Source organism: Paraburkholderia sp. RL17-381-BIF-C, from assembly GCF_046026435.1.
In the GTDB taxonomy this organism is placed as follows: domain Bacteria; phylum Pseudomonadota; class Gammaproteobacteria; order Burkholderiales; family Burkholderiaceae; genus Paraburkholderia.
In genome coordinates this window covers 1-1,340 of record NZ_JARESX010000183.1, presented here as the reverse complement: position 1 = coordinate 1,340, position 1,340 = coordinate 1, and the positions used below count along the sequence as shown (strand labels likewise).

Here is a 1,340-nt window from a genome sequence, read left to right as displayed (position 1 = left end):
TGAAGCGCCCCGGGTTTGTCGGAGACCACCGAGTTTGGCGCTACGCCGCGCGAGCGAGTAGCGCCTGATTCCGATTGTAAGCTTCCTCCGCTTCGGCAGGCGAGATATAGCCCAGTGGGCCGAGCAGGCGACGCTGGTTATACCAATGGACCCATTCGAGTGTCGCCAGTTCGACTGCTTTTAGGCCAGGCCATGAGCGCCGATGAATGACCTCCGCTTTGTATAAACCGTTGATGGTTTCGGCTAATGCGTTGTCGTACGAATCGCCGACGCTGCCCGTTGATGGTTGCACACCGGCATCGAGCAAGCGGTCGGTATAGTGAATGCAAAGATATTGCGATCCGTGGTCCGAGTGATGTATGAGACCCTCGCCCGGCTGGCGTTCGTGCAGCGCCTGGTTCAACGCATCCAGTACCAAGTCTGTGCGCATCGAGGACGATACGCGCCATCCCACGATGCGCCGTGCAAACACATCGGTCACGAACGCTACGTACACGAACCCCGACCACGTCGAACAGTACGTAAAATCCGCGACCCACAGCGCGTCAGGTCGGTCGGCCCGGAACTGCCGCTTCACCAAGTCCGATGGGCACGGCACCGCATCATCTCGCTGAGTGGTCCTGATCACGCGGCCGCGTCGCACACCCTGAATGCCCATCGCCTTCATCAAGCGTTCGACCGTACAGCGCGCAATCTTCACGCCTTCGCGCAACAGCTGTCGCCACACCTTGCGTACTCCGTACACACCAAAATTGTCTTCCCAGACCTCTCGGATCTGAGCTTTCAATCCGGCGTCACGGCGCGCGCGTGCTGACCATTGCTGCGGGTCATGACGCCCAGACGCGTGCCGATAGTATGTCGACGGGGCGATCGGCAACAACCGGCAGATCGACTCGACCCCATAGAGCGCACGATGATCGTCGATAAACGTGATCATGACTTCGGTCGGCGGTCGAGCTCCGCCTGCGCGAAATACGCGGACGCCTTACGCAAGATCTCGTTGGCCGTGCGCAATTCTCGATTCTCGCGCTCCAGCTCTTTGAGCCGCGCCAGATCCGTCATCGTTGTGCCCGCCCGCTGCCCGCGATCGCGCTCGGCTTGAATTACCCAGTTGCGCAGCGTCTCACGCGACATGCCCATCTTCGAGGCAATCGAGCGCATCGCCGCGCCCTGCGTCTCGTATTCGTGCTGGTGCTCCAACACCATCCGGACTGCACGTTCCCGAACCTCCTCGGAATATCTCGCCCCTGTTGGCTTCTTTACTTTGCTTGCGTTTTCCATTCTTCAAATCTCCCGTTACAGCCAAGATCCAAAGTCTCCTACATTTCCGGGGCGCTTCA

1 protein-coding gene and 1 other annotated feature are annotated in these 1,340 nt (G+C 59.6%); the gene reads right to left on the bottom strand.

What is annotated here, in order from left to right:
• Positions 1-40: 40 nt before the first annotated feature.
• Positions 41-1,281, bottom strand: a protein-coding gene (locus P0D70_RS36545; protein WP_408188104.1) for an IS3 family transposase whose coding sequence is annotated in 2 segments (ribosomal slippage) — positions 41-969 and positions 969-1,281 — 1,242 coding nt in all. Because the reading frame shifts where the segments join, the coding sequence is not laid out codon by codon here.
• Positions 863-979, bottom strand: a sequence feature (AL1L pseudoknot). Its footprint overlaps the gene before it by 117 nt.
• Positions 1,282-1,340 lie beyond the last annotated feature (59 nt).